Origin of the sequence: Paractinoplanes brasiliensis, assembly GCF_004362215.1 — a bacterium.
In the GTDB taxonomy this organism is placed as follows: Bacteria; Actinomycetota; Actinomycetes; order Mycobacteriales; family Micromonosporaceae; genus Actinoplanes; species Actinoplanes brasiliensis.
Genome location: NZ_SNWR01000001.1, coordinates 1,858,136 through 1,872,076, shown reverse-complemented (window position 1 = coordinate 1,872,076; position 13,941 = coordinate 1,858,136). Strand labels below are relative to the sequence as shown.

At 71.1% G+C, this 13,941-nt stretch carries 16 protein-coding genes; 5 read left to right on the top strand and 11 right to left on the bottom strand.

Annotated elements, in window-relative coordinates; genetic code table 11:
* Nucleotides 1–2: 2 nt before the first annotated feature.
* Nucleotides 3–173 carry a hypothetical protein gene (locus tag C8E87_RS43550; protein WP_166661112.1) on the bottom strand — a complete coding sequence of 57 codons (171 nt, stop codon included), beginning with the start codon at nucleotides 171–173 and terminating at the stop codon, nucleotides 3–5.
* A 50-nt stretch (nucleotides 174–223) separates the two neighbouring features.
* Here C8E87_RS43550 and C8E87_RS08065 point away from each other — a divergent pair, with 50 nt between their 5' ends.
* Nucleotides 224–1,033, top strand: a complete 810-nt coding sequence (locus C8E87_RS08065; RefSeq protein WP_133872506.1) for a class I SAM-dependent methyltransferase — start codon at nucleotides 224–226, stop codon at nucleotides 1,031–1,033.
* A 3-nt stretch (nucleotides 1,034–1,036) separates the two neighbouring features.
* On the opposite strand, the gene C8E87_RS08060 is transcribed toward C8E87_RS08065, so the two are convergent.
* Both C8E87_RS08060 and C8E87_RS08055 read right to left on the bottom strand, forming a co-directional pair.
* The gene (locus tag C8E87_RS08060; protein WP_133872505.1) at nucleotides 1,037–1,477 is read right to left on the bottom strand and encodes an SRPBCC family protein; all 441 of its coding nucleotides are present in this window, start codon (nucleotides 1,475–1,477) and stop codon (nucleotides 1,037–1,039) included.
* 51 nt (nucleotides 1,478–1,528) lie between these two features.
* Nucleotides 1,529–1,924, bottom strand: a complete 396-nt coding sequence (locus tag C8E87_RS08055; protein WP_133876695.1) for a protein-tyrosine phosphatase family protein — start codon at nucleotides 1,922–1,924, stop codon at nucleotides 1,529–1,531.
* Between the two features lie 219 nt (nucleotides 1,925–2,143).
* Here C8E87_RS08055 and argS point away from each other — a divergent pair, with 219 nt between their 5' ends.
* Both argS and C8E87_RS08045 read left to right on the top strand, forming a co-directional pair.
* On the top strand, nucleotides 2,144–3,745 hold the full coding sequence (gene argS, locus C8E87_RS08050; protein WP_133872504.1) for an arginine--tRNA ligase: 1,602 nt from the start codon (nucleotides 2,144–2,146) through the stop codon (nucleotides 3,743–3,745).
* A 98-nt stretch (nucleotides 3,746–3,843) separates the two neighbouring features.
* The gene (locus tag C8E87_RS08045) at nucleotides 3,844–5,610 is read left to right on the top strand and encodes a bifunctional metallophosphatase/5'-nucleotidase (protein WP_133872503.1); all 1,767 of its coding nucleotides are present in this window, start codon (nucleotides 3,844–3,846) and stop codon (nucleotides 5,608–5,610) included.
* 21 nt (nucleotides 5,611–5,631) lie between these two features.
* On the opposite strand, the gene C8E87_RS08040 is transcribed toward C8E87_RS08045, so the two are convergent.
* From C8E87_RS08040 to C8E87_RS08025, 4 genes are all read right to left on the bottom strand, one after another.
* Entirely contained in the window at nucleotides 5,632–5,970 is a 339-nt protein-coding gene (locus C8E87_RS08040) for a hypothetical protein (RefSeq protein ID WP_133872502.1), read from the bottom strand.
* 78 nt (nucleotides 5,971–6,048) lie between these two features.
* On the bottom strand, nucleotides 6,049–6,903 hold the full coding sequence (locus tag C8E87_RS08035) for a MerR family transcriptional regulator (protein WP_133872501.1): 855 nt from the start codon (nucleotides 6,901–6,903) through the stop codon (nucleotides 6,049–6,051).
* Between the two features lie 43 nt (nucleotides 6,904–6,946).
* Nucleotides 6,947–8,356: a serine/threonine-protein kinase gene (locus C8E87_RS08030; protein WP_133872500.1), complete on the bottom strand. Its 1,410-nt coding sequence runs from the start codon at nucleotides 8,354–8,356 to the stop codon at nucleotides 6,947–6,949.
* A 154-nt stretch (nucleotides 8,357–8,510) separates the two neighbouring features.
* On the bottom strand, nucleotides 8,511–8,948 hold the full coding sequence (locus C8E87_RS08025) for a hypothetical protein (protein ID WP_133872499.1): 438 nt from the start codon (nucleotides 8,946–8,948) through the stop codon (nucleotides 8,511–8,513).
* A 317-nt stretch (nucleotides 8,949–9,265) separates the two neighbouring features.
* Here C8E87_RS08025 and C8E87_RS08020 point away from each other — a divergent pair, with 317 nt between their 5' ends.
* Nucleotides 9,266–9,628 (top strand): STAS domain-containing protein, encoded by a 363-nt coding sequence (locus C8E87_RS08020; RefSeq protein ID WP_133872498.1) that lies wholly within the window; start codon nucleotides 9,266–9,268, stop codon nucleotides 9,626–9,628.
* 60 nt (nucleotides 9,629–9,688) lie between these two features.
* Here the strand turns inward: C8E87_RS08020 and surE are convergent, their stop codons facing one another.
* The 4 genes from surE to C8E87_RS08000 form a co-directional block, all read right to left on the bottom strand.
* Entirely contained in the window at nucleotides 9,689–10,528 is an 840-nt protein-coding gene (surE, locus tag C8E87_RS08015; protein WP_133872497.1) for a 5'/3'-nucleotidase SurE, read from the bottom strand.
* Entirely contained in the window at nucleotides 10,525–11,457 is a 933-nt protein-coding gene (locus C8E87_RS08010; RefSeq protein ID WP_239080490.1) for a 1-phosphofructokinase family hexose kinase, read from the bottom strand. The genes surE and C8E87_RS08010 overlap by 4 nt, the downstream gene beginning before the upstream one ends.
* 64 nt (nucleotides 11,458–11,521) lie before the next feature.
* Nucleotides 11,522–11,854, bottom strand: a complete 333-nt coding sequence (locus C8E87_RS08005; RefSeq protein WP_239080489.1) for a hypothetical protein — start codon at nucleotides 11,852–11,854, stop codon at nucleotides 11,522–11,524.
* 98 nt (nucleotides 11,855–11,952) lie between these two features.
* On the bottom strand, nucleotides 11,953–12,867 hold the full coding sequence (locus C8E87_RS08000) for a cation diffusion facilitator family transporter (RefSeq protein WP_133872496.1): 915 nt from the start codon (nucleotides 12,865–12,867) through the stop codon (nucleotides 11,953–11,955).
* Between the two features lie 133 nt (nucleotides 12,868–13,000).
* Between C8E87_RS08000 and C8E87_RS07995 the strand changes: the two genes are divergently transcribed.
* Complete coding sequence (locus tag C8E87_RS07995) at nucleotides 13,001–13,936, top strand: SMP-30/gluconolactonase/LRE family protein (RefSeq protein ID WP_133872495.1); 936 nt, start codon at nucleotides 13,001–13,003, stop codon at nucleotides 13,934–13,936.
* Nucleotides 13,937–13,941 lie beyond the last annotated feature (5 nt).

Sequence of the window (13,941 nt, the reverse complement as noted above, 5' to 3'; positions counted from 1 at the left end):
GGTCAGCCCGAAGGGCCCGCGAGCCTGGCGACGATGAGTTTGAGCTGGTCGCGACAGCGTTCGAGGAACTCGGGGGAGTCGGCGGGCAGGCCGGTGAAGTCCTCGGCGAAGCCGGCCGGCAGCGTCGGGGCCAGGGCCGCGCCGAACAACGCTGGGGAACTGAGCGTCAACATAGGGAGCGTTCCCCATGTGGCGCGGCCTGCGGGTTTCTAGCGTCGAAGGCATGACGGAGCTGATTCTCGAAGGACTCAAGGCCAAGCAGCAGAAGACCTGGGCCAGCGGCGACTACGGCGCGGTGGCCGCCCTGATCCATCCGATGGCGGAGGAGACCGTGCAGGCGGCCGATCTCACGCCGGGGGCGGAGGTGCTGGACGTCGCGGCCGGCACCGGCAACGCCGCCCTGGCCGCGGCGCGGTGCGGGTGCCGGGTGACCGCTTCCGACTACGTGCCTGGCCTGCTCGCCCGGGGCCGGGAACGCGCGGAGGCGGAGCGGCTGGCGCTGACGACGGAGGTCGCCGACGCCGAGAACCTGCCGTACGCCGATGGCCGGTTCGACGCCGTGCTCTCGGTGGTCGGCGCCATGTTCGCCCCCGACCAGGAACGTACCGCGGCCGAGCTGGCCCGGGTGTGCCGCAGCGGGGGCACGATCGCGATGGCGAACTGGACACCGGACGGGTTCATCGGCGAGATGTTCCGTACCGTGGGCCGCCGGGTCGCGCCGCCGCCCGGCATCCGCGGGCCGGTCGAGTGGGGTAGCGAGGCCCGGGTCCGCGAGCTGTTCGGCGATCGGGTGAGCGACCTGCGCGCGACCCGCCGCGAGTTCGTGTTCCGTTTCTCCTCGGCCGAGCACTTCGCCGACTACTTCCGCGAGTACTACGGGCCGACGCTCAAGGCGTTCGAGGCGCTCGGCCCGGACGGCGGCAAGCCGCTCTACGACGACCTGGTCGCGCTCGCGGGCCGCTACAACACGGCAACCGACGGCACGGCCCGCATCCCGTCGGCCTACCTTCAGGTGGTGGCAACGCGAGCCTGAGAGTCAGGCCGGGGCCAGGCTGTTCAGCGCCTGGGTCAGCGCCGCCGCGCCCCGGTTGCCGACCTTCTCGAACTCCATCTTGATCAGTCGGGAGGCGAGCTTGGCCAGCCCGTGCATCTCGAGCTCGACCCGATAGACGACCAGGCTGCCCGTCGGGGCCGCCCGCACGACCGCCGTGTCGACGCAGGTGGCCCCCTCGTTGCGCCCGTGGAACATCAGCCGTCCCGGCTCGGCCCCGACCAGCGTGTAGGTCAGCTCGGTGGTGATGCCCAGCAGCCGGCACACCTGCCGCCAGCTGACCCCCGGCACGATCGGCCCGGCGCCGTGGCGGACGGATTCGCGTACGGCCGGGTCCCACACCGCGGTGTTGCCGAAGTCGGTCAGATAGCCCAGCGCCACCGGCGGGGGCACGTGCACGGCCAGGCTGCGCTCCACGACGATCATGAGTCCCCCCAGGCGTCGGACATGCCGCTCCAGACTAATGGCCGCTTCTGATCATCGGGTGAAGGAACGGACGAACTTCCGCTGCCACGGCGTCTCGACGGCGCGCGGGTGGTAGTGCGCCCGCACGTACGCCACTGCCTCGTCCGCCGGCACCCCGTCGAGGACGGCCACGCAGGCCAGCGCCGTACCGGTCCGCCCCCGTCCGCCGCCGCAGGCGATCTCGACCCGTTCGGCGGCCGCGCGCTCCCACACCTCGGTCAGCACCTTTTCCGCGTACGCGGGGTCGGCCGGGAGCCGGAAGTCGGGCCACCGGATCCAGCGGCTGGTCCACCCGAACTCGGGCGGCGGCGAGCCCAGCAGATAGACACCGAAGATCGGCGGGTGCCCGGACGGCATGGGATCGCGCAGACCCCGCCCACGCACCAGCCGCCCCGACGGCAGTGCCATCACTCCGGTCTCACCCGACACCCAGCTCACCCTCCTATCTTGCTACGGCCGCCCGGCCCGCATGAGCTACCGTGTCCGCATGCAGACCTTCAGCGAGCGACGCCGGCGTTCCGACGACCGCCGCTGAGTCATGCTCCTTCCCGGCGGGTCGATCCCGCCGGTGCTCCGCTCTTTCCCGACCCGGTCGACCCGCTTCCCGCGTACGTCGATGGGTGTCCCATGAATCTCGAAACTCTCCTCGCCGCCCGGCTCGCGGCCGGTTTCGCGGCGGTCGCCGGTGAGCCGGTCGACCCGGCTGTGCGGGCTTCCCAGCACGCCGACTTCCAGTCCGGCGCCGCCCTCGCCCTGGCCCGTCGGCTGGGCCGTCCGCCCCGGCAGGTCGCGGCCGAGGTGCTGGCCGCCGCCGACCTGAGCGGCCTGGCCACGGCCGAGCTCTCCGGCCCCGGCTTCCTCAACCTGACCGTCGACGACGCGGTGCTCGCGGCCGCGTACCCCCTGGACCCGCCTCCGGGCGCCAAGGAACGGGTCGTCATCGACTACTCGAGCCCCAACGTGGCCAAGGAGCTGCACGTCGGGCACCTGCGGTCGACGATCATCGGCGACGCGCTGGCCCGGCTGCTCGAGTGGGCCGGGCACGAGGTGATCCGGGTCAACCACCTCGGCGACTGGGGCACACAGTTCGGCATGCTGATCGAGCACATGGCCGACCTCGACGGCTCGTACTCGCTGAGCGACCTCACCGCCTTCTACCGGCAGGCCCGGTCCAGGTTCGACAGCGACCCCGAGTTCCGGACACGGGCCCGGCTGCGGGTGGTCGCGCTGCAGAGCGGCGACGAGGCGACCCGGGCCATGTGGCGGCGGCTGGTCGAGCAGTCGCAGCGGTCGTTCGTGTCGGACTACGAACGGCTCGGCATCACGCTGACCGTTGACGACTTCACCGGCGAGAGCTCCTATCAGGACATGCTCGGCCCGGTCGTCGACGAGCTGGACGCCAAGGGGCTGCTCGTCGAGAGCGAGGGCGCGCTCTGCGTGTTCCCCGCCGGGTTCACGGGCCGCGACGGGGAACCGCTCCCGCTCATCGTCCGCAAGAGCGACGGTGGTTTCGGGTACGCGGCGACCGACCTGGCCGCCCTGCGCCACCGCACCCGGGACCTGGGCGCGACCCGCCTGCTGTACGTGGTCGGCGCCCCGCAGACGCAGCACTTCGCCATGGTCTTCGCGGTCGGCCGGGCGGCGGGCTGGCTGCCCGACGGGGTCACCGCCGAGCACATCGCGTTCGGCTCGGTGCTGGGGCCGGACGGCAAGGTGCTCAAGACCCGCTCCGGCGACACGATCAAGCTGGTCGACCTGCTCGACGAGGCCGACGCGCGGGCCAGCGCGCCGGCCGTCGGGATCGGCGCGATCAAGTACGCCGACCTGGCCGGCGACCGGCGCAGCGACTACGTCTTCGACTGGGACAGGATGCTGGCCACGACCGGCAACACCGGCCCCTACCTGCAGTACGCGCTCGCCCGCATCCGTTCCCTGCTGGCCAAGGCCGATCAGGCGCCCGGCCCGGTGGTCCTGGCCGACCCCGCAGAGCGGCGGCTGGCGCTGACCCTGCTCGCCTTCGAACCGGCCGTCACCGCCGCGATCGAGCTGCGTGAGCCGCACCGGCTCGCCGTCCACCTGCACGAGCTCGCGGTCGCGTTCTCCACGTTCTACGAGAGGTGCCGCCCGATCCTCGGCTCCCCGAGCCGGCTGGCCCTGACCGCCCGCACCGGCGAGACCTTGCGGCTGGGCCTCGACCTGCTGGGCCTGCCCGTGCCCGGCGAGATGTGACCGACCGGCCGAACCATCGACCGGTTTCATATCGACGGCTATGGTGCCGACTGGGTGTGCTCACGAGGCGCGCCCCCGGACGATCGAAAGGCCTGGACATGAACCTCACCCGGCGAACCGTGCTCGCCGCCGGCGCTGCCTCCGTGGCGGCCCCGGTGGTGGCCGCCGGTGGCGCGCAGGCGCACCCCTCGCGCGATACGTACCGCCTGACTGTGCTGGGCACGTCGGACACCCACGGCAACGTCTACAACTGGGACTACTACAAGGACGCGGAGTACGACGACAGCGCGCACAACGACGTCGGCGTGGCCAAGCTCGCGGCGCTCGTCAACAAGCTGCGCGCCGAGGCGGCCGGGGCGACGCTTGTGCTCGACGCGGGCGACACCATCCAGGGCACGCCGCTGGCGACCTACTACGCCAAGCAGGAACCGATCACCGAGACCGGCGAGAAGCACCCGATGGCCCGTGCCATGAACGTGCTCCGCTACGACGCCGTGACGCTCGGCAACCACGAGTTCAACTACGGTCTGCCGCTGCTCAACCTGTGGATCCGGCAGCTCGGCTTCCCGGCGCTCGCGGCCAACGCGGTCAGCGCCAAAACCGGAAAACCCGCCTTCACCCCGTACGTGATCAAGAAGGTCTCGCCCGGCCGGCACGCCCCCACGCTGCGGGTCGGCATCCTGGGGCTGACCAATCCCGGTTCGGCGATCTGGGACAGGGCCAACGTCGAGGGGCGGGTCGAATTCCTCGACATGATCTTGACCGCGGCGAAGTGGGTGCCGGTCATGCGGGCCCGCGGCGCGGACATCGTGCTGATCTCGGCGCACGGCGGCGACAGCGGCACCTCGAGCTACGGGCCGGAGGTGCCCAACGAGAACCCGTCGGCCCTGATCGCCGAGCGGGTGCCGGGCATCGACGCGATCCTGTTCGGCCACGCCCACGCCGAGGTTCCGCAACGGTTCGTCACCAACACCCGTACGGGGAAGCAGGTTCTGCTCTCGGAGCCGTCGAAGTGGGGGCAGCGCCTCACCAAGATGGACTTCGAGCTGGTCCGCGAGCGCGGGCGCTGGACCATCGCCGCGAAGTCCTCGGCCACGCTGAACACCAACACCGTCGAGCCCGACCCCCAGGTTCTGGCGGCCGTCCGCTCGCAGCACGCCAAGACCGTCGCGTACGTCAACCAGGTCGTGGCCACCTCGACCGAGGAGCTCTCGGCGGCCACGTCGCGGTACGAGGACACCCCGATCCTCGACTACATCAACAAGGTGCAGACCGACACGGTGGCCGCGGCGCTGGCCGGCACCGAGCACGCGAGCCTGCCGGTGCTCTCGATCGCCGCCCCGTTCAGCCGCACCGCCGTGTTCCCCCAGGGCGACGTCAAGATCAAGGACGTGGCCGGGCTCTACATCTACGACAACACCCTCGAGGCCGTGGTGCTGACCGGCGCCGAGGTCAAGGCGTACCTGGAGTACTCGGCCAAGTACTTCGTCACGCTCGCGCCGGGCGCCCCGGTCGACCCGGCCACGATCAGTGACCCGGCCGTGCCCGACTACAACTACGATGTGTTCTCCGGCGTCGACTACGACATCGACATCTCGCAGCCGGTCGGCTCCCGCATCACGCGGCTGCAGATCGCCGGCGCCGATGTCGACCCGGCCGCGCGGTTCGTGGTGGCGGTGAACAACTACCGGCGCTCCGGCGGCGGCAACTTCCCCGGCATCGTCAAGACCCAGGTCTACAACGCCCAGCAGGAGATCCGCCAGCTGCTGATCGACTGGGCGCAGGCCAAGGGCGCGATCGATCCGGCCGGCTTCTTCGTCAAGAACTGGCAGCTCGTCCGGGCCGGCGTGCCGATCGAGTTCTGATCGTTGTCCGGGGTACGCCGGTCAGGCGTACCCCAGGAACGTCAGCGTCACCGCCGCGGCGGCGATCACCGTGCCGAAGGCCAGCCAGTACGGGTAGCGCTCGTTGCCGCCTCGCCGGGCCTCCGAGCTGCGGCGTACGGCCGAGACCGCCCCCGGCACCCCCAGCAACAGCGTCCAGAACACCACCGGCAGCCACGACGGCGCCGCCGGCCGGGCCGCGCGGGCCATCTCCTCCGGGAACTGGACGAACAGCCGGGGCGGCGCCGCCGGTGGCGCCGGGGCAGCCGGGGTGGCCGGCTGCTCGGGAGTTCCCCAGGGCGGCGTCGTCGGATACGCCGGGGGCGGGATCAGACTCGACATGCTGGGGCCTTTCGGTAGCGGCCCGGTTGCTGTTCCGTGCCGACCGGCCCTATCGGCCGCCCCGGGGCAAACCTGAGGTCAGTTCCCAGGTGCGGTTCTGATCGGCACCTGCATCTCGGTGACCCACTTGTCGAACTCGCCGGGCGGGCAGTCGAGGTAGACCTCGACGGCGAAGCCCGGACCGACCGCGCGGTACCCGTTGTCGTCGATCCAGTTGGCGATCTTCTGCCCGGTGCGGAACGCCTCCGCCATCGAGCCGTGGTGCAGCGCTGTGGCCGCCTCGTCGACCGACGGCAGCGTCACCACCTCGAAGCCGGCGCCGGGCGGGACCTCGGCGTCGCCGATCGGGAACGCCGCGTGCACCGTGATCGTCTCGTCGCCCGGCTCGGTCGGCGCGGGCCGGTAGTACGCGAGCGGCGCCGCGCAGATCGGGACCTTGTGCTGTTCCAGGAGGTCCATCAGCCGCGGATACAGCGGTGTCAGGTTCTCGGTGATCGATGTCGGATGGTCGTAGCTGGTCGCGGTGCCGTAGAGCATCGCCACCCGGGTGGCTGGGATCTTTTTGAGTACGACGTCCCCGGTGTCCATGTGCCCCTCGCTCTCGATCATGCGGAGGCGCGCGTCGACCTGGGCCAGGCGTGCGGTGTCCTGAGCCATCCGCGCCGCCAGCTCTGCCCGCCGCAGGCGCAGCATGCCCCACAGCTCAGCCGTGTCGACCTTGTCGTCGATGAGCGTCTGCACCTGCTGCAGGCTGAACCCCAGGTCTTTCAGGGCGGTCACCCGGTTGAGCAGGCGCAGCTGCGCGGCGGTGTAGAAGCGGTAGCCGCTGTGCGGGTCGACGTGGGCGGGCCGCAGCAGCCCGATCGCGTCGTAGTGGCGCAGCATGCGCACGGACACGCGGCCCAGACCGGCGAACTCTCCGATGCTGAACATGGGATCACTCTCCGGCCTGACACGGTGTGAGGGTCAAGAACCCCTACGGATTGGCCCCCGCGGCGGCCCCGCCGTCGCCACCGGTGTCGGGCGGCGGTGTCGTGGTGGGCGGAGTGGTCGGCGGGGTCGTCGGCGGCGTCGTGGTCGTGGTCGTCGGCGGAGTGGTCGGCGGCCGGCTGGTCGGCCGGGTGGTCGGCAGCGTCGCGCTGGGCGTCGCGCTCGGTGTCGCGCTGGGGGTCTGGGTGCGCTGCGGCGAGTTGGCCCGTGGCGTCGAGCGGCTGGTGGTCGTCTCGCTCGGCAGAGCGGTGGGCTCGGTGGTCGTGGTTTCGACCTGCTGGGACGGCACGCTGCCGGGCACTGTCCGGTCGACCGTGCCCTTGTCGTCGTCGGGCCGCAGCGCGATCGCGAAGGCGAGCCCGCCGGCCAGCACGAGCAGGGCGACCACGGCCACGAGCAGCGCGGTCTGGCTGCGGGGCGGGCGCCGGGGGGTCAGGCCGGTCGACGTCGACGACGGGCCGGACGGCGGGGGCGGCGGCGTCGCGGGCGGCAGGGCGGCCGTGCGGGCGGGCCCGGCCGGGCTGAGCGGGGCCACCATCGACGTGCCGGTCAGACGCTTCCAGTCGAGCGGGCCGGCCGCCGCGAACGCCGCCTCGGCGAACTCGGCTGCGGTCTGGAACCGGTCGGCGGGCTGCTTGGCCATCGCTTTCTGGATGAGCGCGCGCACGTCGGCCGGCACGTCCTCGGGCAGCGGCTCGGGCTCGTCCTCCAGGTGGCGCAGGGCCACCTGCAGCGCGTTGTCGCCGTCGAAGGGCGGCTCGCCGGCGATGCAGTGGTAGGCGACCGCGCCGAGCGCGTAGATGTCGGTGGCGGCCGAGACGTTGCCCTTGGCGACCTGCTCGGGCGCCATGTAGAGAGCCGTGCCGACGATCGCGTTGACCGCCGTCACGCTGGTGACGGCGGCCGAGCGGGCCACGCCGAAGTCGACCAGCACCACCGTGCCGTTGGGCTTGACGATCAGGTTGCCCGGCTTGACGTCGCGGTGCACCGTGCCGTTCTCGTGGGCGGCGTGCAGCGCGTCGGCCGCCTGCGCCACGATCGACATGACCTCGTTGACCGGCATCGGGCCCTGCTTGACCCGGGTCGAGAGGGGCTCGCCCTCGACGTAGGCCATGACCAGGTAGGCCATGCCGTCCTCGCCGCCGGACTCGGAGGCGCTCGCGTAGTCGTAGACCTCGACCACACCGGGGTGGCGGAAGGCCGCCATCATCCGGGCCTCGCCGTAGAACCGGGCGGCGAACTCGGGGTCGGCCATCATGTTGGAACGCAGCACCTTGACGGCGATGACCCGGCCCAGCACGACATCGGTGCCGCGCCAGACGTCACCCATCCCGCCTGTGGCGATGCGCTCGTCCAACCGGTATCGGTTGCCGAGGAGATGGCCGGCAGTGAGCACCAACGGACCTTATCTAATCAGGTGGCTGAGCCACAGCGGAGAGACGGCGAAACTCTAACCGGCCCGGCGGATCAGCGGGGGGCCAGAGGGGCACCTGGAACTGGGCACGGCAAATCCCCGGGCAGCGGGGTGCGCTGCCCGGGGAGATCGCGATCTAGTTGTCGTAGGTCGGGGTGACCACGACCGCCGTCTCGGCCAGCTCGAGCTCTTCCTGCTCGGCCTGGCGCTCCAGGGCGGCCCGGGCCGACGTCGCCACCGCGTAACCCACCGCGGCGCCGAGCAGACCGGCTCCGAGGATCAAGCCCCACGGACGGGACGGCTTGCGCCCGGCCAGTGCCGCGGCCGCCGCGTTGGCCCGGGTCCAGGCCAGGTCGGCCTTGCCGCTCGCCTTCCCGGCCAGCTTGTGACCCTTGCCTGCCAGCTTGTGACTCTTGCCGGCCAGCTTGTGACCCTGATCACTCGCCTTGCCGGCGAGTTTGGCTGCTTTGTCGCCCGTGTCCCTCGCGGTGTCGCCGGCGGCGGCCATGGCCGCCGACAGGTACTCCCACGCCTGCGCGGCCGTTCGTTCCGACTTGGTCCTGCTGGAGAACATCGTTGTTACCTCCCGCGCTCGCCGTTCCTGGTTAACCGTGCCCATGTGCGCCGTTCAACAAACGTGTCCGGTGTGGACGCCATCACGTTTTGGAAACGACTTGCCGTCTCCCGGTACTCTTGACCCCGTTCACACCAGGCACTCAGGTGCCTGACAGGTTCGGGTCCTAACCTTTCGGACAGTTTCACCGAACCTGACGGGGGTAGTCTCGACCGCCCCCGTGGCACGGGTCGCGGCCGGGCGTAGTCGGATCGCCCGGAAGAGCTCGTGCCGGAGGAAAGACGCCTGGAAATCCCGGGCGGGTGGAGGGAATTGGCGTGACGCTGTCGATAATGACGTCGACGCTTGCCGACGACGTGGTGGAGGTCTTGCCCAGTGGCGAGATCGACGTCGAGAACGCGTATGAGATCCGTGAGGCGGTCGCCGGCCAGCTGGCCGCCGGCAACATCACCCGGATCGAGCTCAATCTTCAGAATGTGACCTTCATCGACTCCGTGGGCATCAGCGCGCTCGTCGCCGCTTTCCAGCTCGCGCAGGTCAGTGAGGTCAAACTGGTCGTGACCCGGCCCAGCCGGTTCGCTCACCGCCAGTTGTGGGTGACGGGGCTGCTCGGCCTCTTCGGCAACCCGCAGCCGTTCGGTGAGGCCGACGCCGCGCAGCCGGCGGTCTCCGGAGCCTGAGTTCGTCGACAAGGCCGGTCCTCCGCGGGTGGGAGGACCGGCCTTGTCGTGTTCGCGCTGCTACAGGGCCGAGGCGTGCACGGGGACGGCCTCGAGGTTGATCGTGACCTCGGCCAGCTCGTGCGGCGGCCGGATCGGCGTGACCACGGCGAAGTGCTCGGCCAGGGCGGCCAGGTCGGTGTCGGGCTGCAGGGTGTCGTCGGCCGCCTGCACGGCCGTACGCACGAAGCCCTCGCCGGACTCGGCGATGCTCACCTGCACCTGCCCGAACTGGGCCAGCGAGGCCCGCCGCAGCCCCCGGATGCCGTCGAGGTGCAAATCGGGCACGTTCAGGTTGAGGACCGTGCCGGGTGGGGTGTGCGTCAGCGTCGGCAGCAGGCGCATCGCCAATTGGGCCGCGCTGTCCCAGTGCCGCTTCTCGTCCTCCTCGTGGTCGAGGGCGGCCAGCGCCGCACCCCCGCTGCGCGTGGTGGAGGCCCTTGGCGAGAGCACGTCGAGCGAGACGGCCAGACCGTGCAGACCCGCGTACGAGCCGGTCAGGGTGGCCCCGACCGTGCCCGAGTGCAGGACCGCGGCGCCCGCGTTGGCCCCCCTGTTGATGCCCGAGAGGATCACCTCGGGGATCTCCCCGAACGCCTCCCGCAGGGCGAGCAGCACGATGTAGGCCGGGGACGCCGCCACCGCGTACGCGGGAATGTGTTTGGCGTGGGGAAGCTCACGCCGATGCAGAATGATCTTGCCGTGTTCCTCCACGGCGGTCATCGCCGCGCTGCTGCCGCTCGCCTCGGTGACCGGCGCCGCCACCGTGACGTCGTGACCCTCGCGGGCGGCCGCCCGCGCCAGCTGCCGCAGGCCGGGGGCATCGATGCCGTCGTCGTTGGTGACCAGGATTCTCGTCATGTCGCCTTCTTGAGAGGGGTGATCTTGACGCGTTCGGTGAGCACCTGGACGGCGTCCATGTGCCCGGTGCCGAGCCCGTGCCGGGTGACGTTGAGGGCGCCGGCGGCCGCCCCGGTGCGGACCGCCTGGGTCATCTCGCCGCCCCGGGCCAGCACGGCGGCGACCCCGGCGGTCATCGAGTCGCCGGCGCCGCGGTGGTCGGCGATCGACAGCTTCGGGATGCCGACCCGATAGATCTGCTCGTTGAACAGGGCCAGCGCGCCCGCGTCGGCCCGGGACAGCAGGGCCGTCTCGGCGCCGTCGGAGTGCAGCTTGACCAGCGCCTCGGTGAGCGACTTCTCGGACGCGTCCTTGATCATGCCGTCCCGCAGCAGTTCCTCGTGGCTGACCTTGACCACGTGCAGGCCGGCCTCGAGCACCGCCCGCAGGTGGTCGCCGGACAGGTCGGCGATCACGCGGCAGCCGTGGGCCTTGAGGTCGTGGGCGAGGCGCCCGTAGACGTCGGGCCGGATCACCGAGGGGTGGGCCGGGCCGCTCAGGATGGCGTTGCCGGCCCGCAGGCCCTCGGCCAGCGCCAGGTTGTAGAGCTCGTCCAGCTCGTGCCGGGTGAACGGGGCGCCGGGATGCTCGGCGAGTTCCTGCCGCTTGCCGTTGCGGCGGTCGTGCACGTACCAGCCGCTGCTGCTCTCGCGTGGGATCGTGCGCAGTTGCACGCCCTTGAAATCGAGCAGCGGCTTCAGCACACGGCCCACCTCACCGCCGACCGCGGTGCAGAGCGTCACCTCGGCCCCGAGCGAGGTGACCATGCGTGCCTGCCAGATGCCCTGTCCGCCCGGGTGCACGTGCAGCTCCGGCTGGTTGTGTTGCTGTTCAACGGTCACCGTGAGTTGCGGTGCCGGCGCGAAGACCATCACCCGAGCGTCGCCCATATAGGGCATTGTTGCCGCTAGTCGCCCGGTTGGGGTTGATTACCGCAAAAGCGAACTCAGCTACTCAGTGCTCGAAGCCCTCATTGGTCAGTTCCATCACGGCGCCGGTCAGATCGGGCCGTGTCCGCAGCAGGTCCTCCACCCGGACGCGCCACTTGCCGGCCTCGATGTCGGCCGCGTACCGGTCGCCACCGGTCTCGACGAGGGCCGTGAGCAGCCGCTGCCGGGTGTCGGCGAAGTGGCCGTACATCTCGCTGCCCAGCCGGCTCAGCACGCGTGCGGCGAAGCTCTCGGACCGTGGGCTGCCCGCCGCCTGCACGAACGCGCGGGCCGCATCCCAGGCGACCCGGGGCTGGTGAATGACCGTGACCATGGCGCTGTCCTCCCGTGATGACATGGTCACCAAGCGTAGAGAGAGGGATCGGGGCCGGTGACCGGTGGGAGGATCATGCCCCCTGCGTTGTGATGATCGCCATAGTGCCGGACCTGTCGTTCTCACCACCCGGCGGGGGAGCACCGCCCGCCCGTCGCGACCGGCTCGACCTGCAGCGTGGCGTGGTCGATGTGGAAGTCGTCGTGCAGGGCCTCACGGGCGCTGGTGAGCACGGCGCCCAGTTCGGCCGCGGGCTCGAGGCTCAGGTGGGCCGAGGCGACGTCCATGCCCGAGGTCAGCGTCCAGACGTGCAGGTCGTGGACGTCGCAGACCCCCGGCACGGCGGCCAGCCGGGCCCGCACCGCGGTGATGTCGAGATGCTCGGGCGCGGCCTGCACGAGGATGCGCACCGCCGAGCGGCCCAGCGCGAACGTGCGCGGCAGGATCATCAGCGCCACGATCACCGCGACGATCGGGTCCGCGTACGACCACCCGGTGAGCCCGATGATCACCGCGGCCACGATCACGCCGACCGAGCCGAGCAGGTCGCCGACCACCTCGAGATAGGCGCCGCGCACGTTGATGCTCTCCTTCGCCCCGCTGCGCAGCAGCCCGAAGGCGATCAAGTTGATCACCAGGCCGCCGGCCGCGACCGCCAGCATCCAGCCGGCCGGGACGTCGGGCGGGTCGGAGAAGCGGCGTACGGCCTGCACCACGACGAAGCCGGCCACCGCTGTCAGCAGCACGGCGTTGGCCAGCGCGGCCAGCACCTCGAGGCGGTAGAGGCCGAAGGTGCGCTGCGAGTCGGTGGCCACCCGCCCGGCCGCGGTGATCGCCGCGAGCGCCATCGCGATGCCGAGCACGTCGGTGAACATGTGCCCGGCGTCGGAGAGCAAGGCCAGCGAGCCGGTCGCCAGCGCGGCCACGGCCTCGACGACCATGAAGCCGGCGAGCAGGCCGGCCGCCCACCAGAGCCGGTTGCGGTGCTTGGCCCCCGCGCGCAGCGCTTGGCCTCCGTGGTCGTGCCCGGCTCCCATGAGTCAACCCTCCGTCGGCGAGATGCGCCCCGACAAACGTATGCGTACATCGCTATGTTTGCAATTCGAACCGCCGGGCCGGCGCCGGGGTATTGCTCCAGTGACAGCAAGTTCCGCCTGGAAAGGGATAACCGTGTCCAGACGTACCCTCGCTATTGTCATCTCCACGGCGCTCGCCGTGGTGGCCGGCGCGGCGCCGGCCGCGGCCCACTCCTCGTCGCACTCGTCGAAATGGCCCAGCTCGCTGACGCTGCCGGCCGGGTTCCAGCCCGAGGGCATCGCCATCGGCGACAAGCCGTACGCGTACTTCGGCTCCCGGGTCGACGGCGACATCTACCGGGTCAGCCTGCGTACGGGCAAAGGCTCCGTCCTCAGCGAAGGGCCGGGGGCGGGCAACCCGTCGCTCGGACTGAAGATCGACGACCGGGCCCGGCTCTTCGTGGCCGGTGGCACGGCCGGCACGGCCCGCGTGGTCGACCTGCGCAGCGGCCGGGTGCTCAAGTCGTACACGCTCAAGACCCCGGGCAGCACCGCGTGGTTCATCAACGACGTCGTGCTGACCCGCGACGCCGCCTGGTTCACCGACTCGACCAACCCCGTGCTGTGGAAGGTGCCGCTCAACCTCAGGTCGGCGCCGGTGGCCGTCCCGATCACCGGCGAGTTCCAGTACGCCACCGGCATCAACGCGAACGGCATCTCCCGTACGCCGGACGGCCGCGCCCTGATCGTCGTGCAGTCCAGCACCGGCAAGCTGTTCAAGGTCCGGTACGACGGCCGCAGCACCGAGATCAAGCTGAACGGCGCCGAGAACGTGGCCAACGGCGACGGCCTGTGGCTGCGCGGCCGCACCCTTTACGTCGTGCAGAACCGGCTCAACGTGATCGCCAAGGTCGCGCTGGACGAGCACGCCGCCCTGGGCAAGGTCGTGTCCCGTACGGGCAGCGGCTCCTTCGACGTGCCGACCACGATCGCCGAGTACGGCAAGCGGTTCTACCTGCCCAACGCCCGCTTCACCACACCGGCCGAGCCGGCCACGACGTACAACGCCGTGGCCGTGCCCATTCCGTAAGTTGC